Genomic DNA, 7,009 nt, shown 5'->3' with positions numbered 1-7,009 from the left:
TTATTGCACTTATTGTTGCTTTAACTGGGGGAGACCCTAACAAAGTACCTATTATATAAAAAAAGAGTGGTCAGAATTTCTTCCGACCACTCCTAAGGCTAGCCTCGCTTTTTTCGTTTTGATTAATTTCTATTTTCGGCTTATTACTTTCTCTACTTTCTCTACTATAGCATTAGCATTCAATCCGTATTTGTCCATCAATTGTTCTGGTGTTCCGGATTCTCCAAACGTATCGTTCACAGCAACAAATTCTTGAGGCAAAGGATTATTCAAGCTCAAAACTCTAGATACACTTTCACCTAGGCCTCCTAAAAAATTATGTTCTTCTGCTGTAACCACACAACCTGTTTTAGCTACTGATTTCAAAATTGCACTTTCATCCAGTGGCTTAATCGTATGAATATTGATTACTTCGGCAGAAATTCCTTGTTTTTTTAATTCTTCTGCAGCTTGCAGCGCTTCCCAAACCAAATGTCCTGTTGCTAAAATAGTAACGTCATCTCCCTCACTTAATAAAACCGCTTTCCCAATTTCAAACTTTTGATCCTCCGATGTAAAATTAGGCACAACCGGACGTCCAAACCTTAAATAAACAGGTCCTTTATAATCAGCAATTGCCAAAGTAGCAGCCTTGGTTTGATTGTAGTCGCAAGGATTAATAACAACCATTCCCGGCAACATTTTCATCAATCCAATATCTTCCAGTATTTGATGTGTAGCTCCGTCTTCTCCTAGCGTCAATCCAGCATGAGATGCACAAATTTTTACATTTTTTTCTGCATAAGCAACAGATTGACGAATTTGATCGTAAACTCTTCCGGTAGAAAAATTAGCAAATGTTCCGGTAAAAGGAATTTTACCTCCAATAGTTAATCCTGCTGCTACCCCAATCATATTTGCTTCTGCAATTCCAACCTGAAAAAATCTATCCGGATGATTCTTTTTAAACTCATCCATTTTTAGCGATCCTATTAAATCGGCACAAAGGGCAACAACGTTTTCATTTTTTTGCCCTAACTCAGTTAATCCGGCTCCGAATCCCGAACGTGTATCTTTACTTCCTGTATTTGTATATTTTTTCATTATAAATCAAAAATTTAAAGGATTAATAATCGCCAAAAGACGTTTCCGGATTTTGTTTCAAAGCTTCTTCCAATTGAGTATCATTAGGCGCCTTTCCGTGCCAAGCGTGGGTTCCCATCATATAATCCACGCCATTTCCCATTTCTGTATGTAAAAGCACACAAACAGGTTTGTTTTTTCCTGTTCTGGATTTAGCTTCTTCATATCCTTTTAAAACAGATGCTATATCATTTCCTTTTTCTATTTCCAACACATCCCAACCAAAAGCTTCAAACTTAGCTTTTACAGACCCTAAATTCAATACTTCATCAGTTGGTCCGTCAATTTGTTTTCCATTTAAATCTACTGTAGCAATCAAATTATCTATCTTTTTGGCAGATGCATACATGATTGCTTCCCAGTTTTGTCCTTCCTGCAATTCTCCATCTCCTAACAATACATACACCAAATGATCATCATTATTCAGTTTTTTAGCCTGAGCCGCTCCTGATGCAACGGACAGTCCCTGTCCTAAAGAACCAGATGCCATACGAATACCAGGCAGATTATCATGTGTACAAGGATGCCCTTGCAAACGGGAATTTATTTTTCTAAAAGTTGCTAATTCACTTACCGGAAAATAACCGCTTCTTGATAAAACACTGTAAAAAACAGGCGAAATATGTCCGTTTGACAAGAAGAATATATCCTCATCTCTCCCATCCATATTAAATTCTTCCTTTCTGTTCATGATATTTTGGTACAAAGCCACAAAAAACTCCGCACATCCTAGAGAACCTCCCGGGTGTCCGGAATTTACAGCATGAACCATTCTTAGAATATCCCGTCTTACTTGTGTAGTTAATTCAGTTAATTGTTGTGTGTTAGGTTTCATTACTTAATAAATAGATTTTTTCATTGGCAAAGATAAGATTATTTAGCTTTTAAGTCATCTCGTCTTTTCATTTTAACCACTTATTCTACCAGTTTTATAAATAATACCTTAAGTTTGTTGAAGTTTAAAAATTCTCTGTATGCAAAAAACTATTTTAAAAACTACTGATTTAGCAATTGGTTACCAAACAAATAAAGCTACAGAAAGAATAATACAGGAGAAAGTAAATATCCAGTTGAAAATTGGTACTTTAACTGCTTTATTGGGAGTAAACGGGATCGGAAAATCAACACTACTAAAGGCGTTGTATTCGGGGAATCACATTCTGAAAGGAAATGTATTATTAGAGGAGAAAAGTATAAGTAAATACAGCACACAAGAACGAGCTAAATATATAAGTATCGTACTAACAGAGAAGATCCCATATTCTAATCTATCAGTTAAAGAATTACTTAAAATAGGACGTACACCCTACACAAACTGGAGTATTCATCTCACTTCAGAAGACTGGTTCTGGATTGATAAGGCTATAACACTAACCAATATTGAAGATTTAATAAGCTATAAAGTTTCACAATTATCGGACGGACAGCTACAGCGTATACTAATTGCAAGAGCAATTGCTCAGAACACTCCTGTAATTATTTTGGATGAACCCACTAATCATTTGGATTTAAACCATAAAGTCAGCCTATTCAAGCTGCTAAAAAAATTAGCAGAAGAAGAAGATAAAGCTATTCTTTTTTCTAGCCACGACATGGATTTAAGTCTACAATTGAGCGATGAAATCATTGTCTTGAAATCAAATTTTAATATACAAGGAACGTCTGATACTTTAATAAAAAAAGGTGTTTTTGACTATTTTTTTAACGATAATAATTTATTTTTTGACCGAGATCAAAGGCGTTTTATTGTTAAGTAAAAATTATCTTTCGGCCACTCTATTATGCCTTTTATTAGCAGAAATATTTTCAATCGTCCACTCTATTTGTTTTTCAAAGGAAGATTGTCGGAACGGACAGTCCCTTTTTGAACAGATTTGACACGAAAAAGACTTACAGTCATCCATATGAACAAAAAGTTCTAAATCATCTCCAAACTTTTCGGAAATTTCCTTTTCTAAAAGCTCAACTTCTTTATGCCCTTCTACAATTGTAAAATACCATGGGACAGTCATATGACAATCAAAGTGCAATACACTGCCATACTTTATAATACGCAAATTGTGCAAATCAATCCAATTTTCACGACGATTTTTCTGTAAATCTGCAACTACTTCTTTAAGTAACTGCTCATCCGTTTCATCCATGATTCCGGAAATTGCTTTGCGGACAATTTTACACCCCGTGACAATTATTATAATAGCAAAAAGTAAAGCAACCGCTCCATCTAACCAATAATACCCCGTAAAATATAATAAAATCAATCCTATAATAATCCCAAGAGTAGAGTATGTATCGGATTGAAGGTGTTTCCCACCCGCAACTAAAGCTAATGATTTATTTTTCTCACCCTTTTTAATGGCATACAAACCCAGAATATAGTTAATGACAGCAGTTATTGCTACTAAAACAATCCCATAATCCAATTTGTCTATCGGATGGGGATTTATCAGATTTTGTATTGCTTGAAAAATAATTATTCCTCCTGCAACAATAATTAGAGCACCTTCTAGCGAAGCTGAAATAAATTCTACTTTTCCATGTCCATAAGGATGATTCTTATCTCGGGGCAAAGACGATAAATACAAGCTATACAATCCTACAAATCCACTGACAATATTAATTATACTTTCTAATGCGTCAGTCAAAATAGCAACAGACTGAGTCAGCATCCATGCTCCCATTTTTATTACAAAAAGCAATATACTGACAATTGCCACAATTTTCTGAAACTGAAAATTATCTTTTGCTTTTGTATTCATATTTTTACTTTTTTATAAAACTAGTATTTCTTTTACTTCTCCAACCTTCATTTCTTTCAAGGTAATATTTCCAATCCTAACCCTCACTAATCTTAATGTAGCAAATCCTACACTTGCCGTCATTTTTCGAACTTGTCTAAATTTTCCTTCAGTCAATATTATTTTTATCCAGCTGGTAGGACCATGTCTTTCATCTCTTATTTTTCTTCCTTCACCTATCCAATGTGGCAATTGAGGTAAGATTTCTACACAACAAGGCTTTGTCAAATATTTTACTCCTTTTACACCAATTAAGACTCCGTTTCTTAATAGATTTAGCGCTTCATCAGTTATTTTTCCATCAACCTGCACAAAATATTCTTTCTCATAATGTGAGCTTCTGACACGTTCACTTAGCGTTCCGTCTGTTGTAAGTAAGAGTAACCCTTCCGAATCTTCATCCAGCCTTCCAATTGCCATTGTTCCAATCGGAAAGTTAAAGAGTTCACCCAATTTTCGCTTTTTTCTCTTCTTCTCATAAATAAACTGGCTTATATAACCATGGGGCTTATACAAGGCATAATGTTTATGTTTTCTTTCCTCCTTTTGATTCATTCCATTTGCGAATTATGTGATCGGACAAAGTTAAAAATAATCACTCCGGATTTTAATTAGGATTCTATTATAATTTTAAGTCTAAACTAAATTTATTTTTTTTGTTTAATGGTTAGCTGATGTGGAATTCTCTAAAAATACAGTGTTATAAAATTTATTAATTGCTTCAATATAGCGCTGTCCGTGATAATCTTTTGACAAAGCTTGAAATCCTTGTAGATGTCCTCCTTTAAAAATAACAATATCACTTTTAGGGTTTAAAAATTTCACTCTATAACTATCTTCAGGAGTTGTTAAGCCATCTCTGTCTCCTGCAAAAAGTAATATCGGCAAAGATAAACGGCTCAGCTTTTTTTCGTATTGTTCTGCACTTGGAGGCAGAACCATTTGTTTGGTTAAGTGTTTATTGATTTTTTGAGTTATTTCTTTTGGACTTGCCACAAAACCTTCCGCAATCATATAATCAAACGATTCTTCAGCATATAGATTAGTTGCTACAACTGTTCCCATAGAAAGTGCCCAAATACCCGTTTTTTGTTTAAATCTTGATTTTGTATATTTTAAAACTGCTTCTAAATCACTTGTAAATTCATCGTAATACAAGGTATTTTCGTCAGTATCAAAAGCCTGACTTTTTCCAAAACCACGATAATCAAACATTACCACTGTATACCCTTGTTTAACTATTTCTAGTGTTTGCCTCAACCAATAGGACATATTCCCAGTATCACCATAAGACAGAATTAACACTCTATGCAAGTCATCTTCTTTATTCGGAAAACAAATCCATGATTTTAATGTATACTTATCTGAAGTAAGAATATCTACTTCTTCGTATTTCATTTTTGTGTTTTCAGGGTGATCTATGTACTCTTTAACTGGATTTACTGCGAAAGAACTCAAAGCTATTAAAAATAAAAGTAATGTTGTTAATAATTTATTCATATGCAAGTATAATTTCTTTTAATCCAAATATACACTTTTAATTTTCCAATCCCATTTTCATAAAACGATCTATCATTACCTTTTTGTTTAATTAATTTGTATTTTTGTTCTTTTATAAATATAATACAATATGCAAAATATTATAGACCGCTTCATAAGTTATGTAACTGTTGACACAGAATCTGATCCAAATTCAAATACATGTCCCAGTACAGAAAAACAATGGAATTTAGCAAATCAACTTGTTGAGGAACTAAAGCAAATAGGCTTAGATGATGTAACTATTGATGAGAATGCTTACATTATGGCTACTTTGCCAAGCAATGTAAAACACGATGTCCCTACTATTGGTTTTATTGCTCATTTTGACACCTCTCCAGACTTTAGCGGAGCTAACGTAAAACCTCAAATTGTTAAAAACTATGACGGGGGAGATATTATACTTAATCAAGAGCAAAATATTGTATTATCTCCTTCTTACTTTAAAGATCTTTTACAATACAAAGGTCAAACTTTGATTACTACAGATGGAACAACATTATTAGGCGCAGATGACAAAGCAGGAATTACTGAAATTGTATCTGCAATGGAGTATTTAATCCAACATCCTGAAATTAAACACGGAACAATTAAAATTGGTTTTACTCCAGATGAAGAAATAGGAAGAGGAGCACATTTATTTGATGTTGAAAAGTTTGGTGCAGATTGGGCTTATACTATGGATGGAAGTCAGATAGGGGAATTAGAATATGAAAACTTTAATGCAGGATACGCCAAATTGACATTTTCAGGAAAAAGTGTACACCCGGGATATGCTAAAGGCAAAATGATTAATTCTATCCTGCTTGCTAATAAATTCCTATCAAAATTACCAAAAGATGAAGTCCCTCAAAAAACAACCGGATATGAAGGTTTTTTTCACGTACATCACATCACAGGAAGTATTGAAGAGTCAGTTGTAGAACTTATTATTCGTGATCACAGCATGAAAAAGTATTTACAACGAAAAAAATTAATAGAAAAAATAGCAAAAAAAATTAATAAAAAGTATAGTAAAAAATTTGGAGGGGATATTTTGAAATACGAAATTGGGAACCAGTATTTCAATATGCGCGAAAAAATAGAACCCGTAATGCATATTGTAGATATTGCTGAACAAGCTATGAAAGATCTAGGAATAAAACCTTTGATTAAGGCTATCCGAGGCGGAACAGATGGTTCTCAACTTTCATATAAAGGTTTGCCTTGTCCAAATATTTTTGCAGGTGGTCATAATTTTCATGGAAAGTATGAATATGTACCTGTCGAAAGTATGCAAAAAGCAACTGAAGTAATTGTAAAAATAGCAGAGTTGACAGCAACAAGATATGAGTAATCTATATTATGCAATATAATCTACTAAAAAGGATATATTTAGTATATCCTTTTTAGCCTTAAGCTGAATTAATCAATACTTAATCTGACAGTTACAATAAAATTGAATAACTTTAAAATAAGATTAAGTATTATGACTACACAACAAAAAATCATCAAAAACAAGTTGGGCGTGTTAGAATTAGCACAACATTTAGGAAATGTATCTAAAGCTT

Annotated in this window: 7 protein-coding genes; 2 read left to right on the top strand and 5 right to left on the bottom strand. The window is 33.4% G+C overall.

The features are described 5' to 3' along the window. Positions 1-129: 129 nt before the first annotated feature. Entirely contained in the window at positions 130-1,083 is a 954-nt protein-coding gene (locus C8P70_RS13405) for a transketolase family protein (RefSeq protein ID WP_133713816.1), read from the bottom strand. 22 nt (positions 1,084-1,105) lie between these two features. Then, on the bottom strand, positions 1,106-1,957 hold the full coding sequence (locus C8P70_RS13400; protein ID WP_133713815.1) for a transketolase: 852 nt from the start codon (positions 1,955-1,957) through the stop codon (positions 1,106-1,108). A gap of 139 nt (positions 1,958-2,096) precedes the next feature. Between C8P70_RS13400 and C8P70_RS13395 the strand changes: the two genes are divergently transcribed. After that, complete coding sequence (locus tag C8P70_RS13395) at positions 2,097-2,879, top strand: ABC transporter ATP-binding protein (protein WP_133713814.1); 783 nt, start codon at positions 2,097-2,099, stop codon at positions 2,877-2,879. A 3-nt stretch (positions 2,880-2,882) separates the two neighbouring features. Here the strand turns inward: C8P70_RS13395 and C8P70_RS13390 are convergent, their stop codons facing one another. From C8P70_RS13390 to C8P70_RS13380, 3 genes are all read right to left on the bottom strand, one after another. Beyond that, on the bottom strand, positions 2,883-3,881 hold the full coding sequence (locus C8P70_RS13390; RefSeq protein WP_133713813.1) for a cation diffusion facilitator family transporter: 999 nt from the start codon (positions 3,879-3,881) through the stop codon (positions 2,883-2,885). A gap of 12 nt (positions 3,882-3,893) precedes the next feature. After that, positions 3,894-4,475, bottom strand: a complete 582-nt coding sequence (locus tag C8P70_RS13385) for a pseudouridine synthase (RefSeq protein WP_133713812.1) — start codon at positions 4,473-4,475, stop codon at positions 3,894-3,896. Between the two features lie 105 nt (positions 4,476-4,580). Further along, positions 4,581-5,420: an alpha/beta hydrolase gene (locus C8P70_RS13380; RefSeq protein ID WP_133713811.1), complete on the bottom strand. Its 840-nt coding sequence runs from the start codon at positions 5,418-5,420 to the stop codon at positions 4,581-4,583. A 130-nt stretch (positions 5,421-5,550) separates the two neighbouring features. Between C8P70_RS13380 and pepT the strand changes: the two genes are divergently transcribed. Continuing rightward, positions 5,551-6,795: a peptidase T gene (gene pepT, locus C8P70_RS13375; protein WP_133713810.1), complete on the top strand. Its 1,245-nt coding sequence runs from the start codon at positions 5,551-5,553 to the stop codon at positions 6,793-6,795. Positions 6,796-7,009 lie beyond the last annotated feature (214 nt).

Origin of the sequence: Myroides indicus (assembly GCF_004364575.1) — a bacterium.
Classification (GTDB): Bacteria; Bacteroidota; Bacteroidia; order Flavobacteriales; family Flavobacteriaceae; genus Flavobacterium; species Flavobacterium indicum_A.
Note: the sequence above shows the minus strand (reverse complement) of the source record. Positions and strands in the feature narration are given on the sequence as shown.

Excerpts from the sequence above, each read along its gene's own strand:
- C8P70_RS13380 (WP_133713811.1), bottom strand. The coding sequence starts at position 5,420 with ATGAATAAATTATTAACAACATTACTTTTATTTTTAATAGCTTTGAGT.
- pepT (WP_133713810.1), top strand. The coding sequence starts at position 5,551 with ATGCAAAATATTATAGACCGCTTCATAAGTTATGTAACTGTTGACACA.
- C8P70_RS13385 (WP_133713812.1), bottom strand. The coding sequence starts at position 4,475 with ATGAATCAAAAGGAGGAAAGAAAACATAAACATTATGCCTTGTATAAG.
- C8P70_RS13405 (WP_133713816.1), bottom strand. The coding sequence starts at position 1,083 with ATGAAAAAATATACAAATACAGGAAGTAAAGATACACGTTCGGGATTC.
- C8P70_RS13395 (WP_133713814.1), top strand. The coding sequence starts at position 2,097 with ATGCAAAAAACTATTTTAAAAACTACTGATTTAGCAATTGGTTACCAA.
- C8P70_RS13390 (WP_133713813.1), bottom strand. The coding sequence starts at position 3,881 with ATGAATACAAAAGCAAAAGATAATTTTCAGTTTCAGAAAATTGTGGCA.
- C8P70_RS13400 (WP_133713815.1), bottom strand. The coding sequence starts at position 1,957 with ATGAAACCTAACACACAACAATTAACTGAATTAACTACACAAGTAAGA.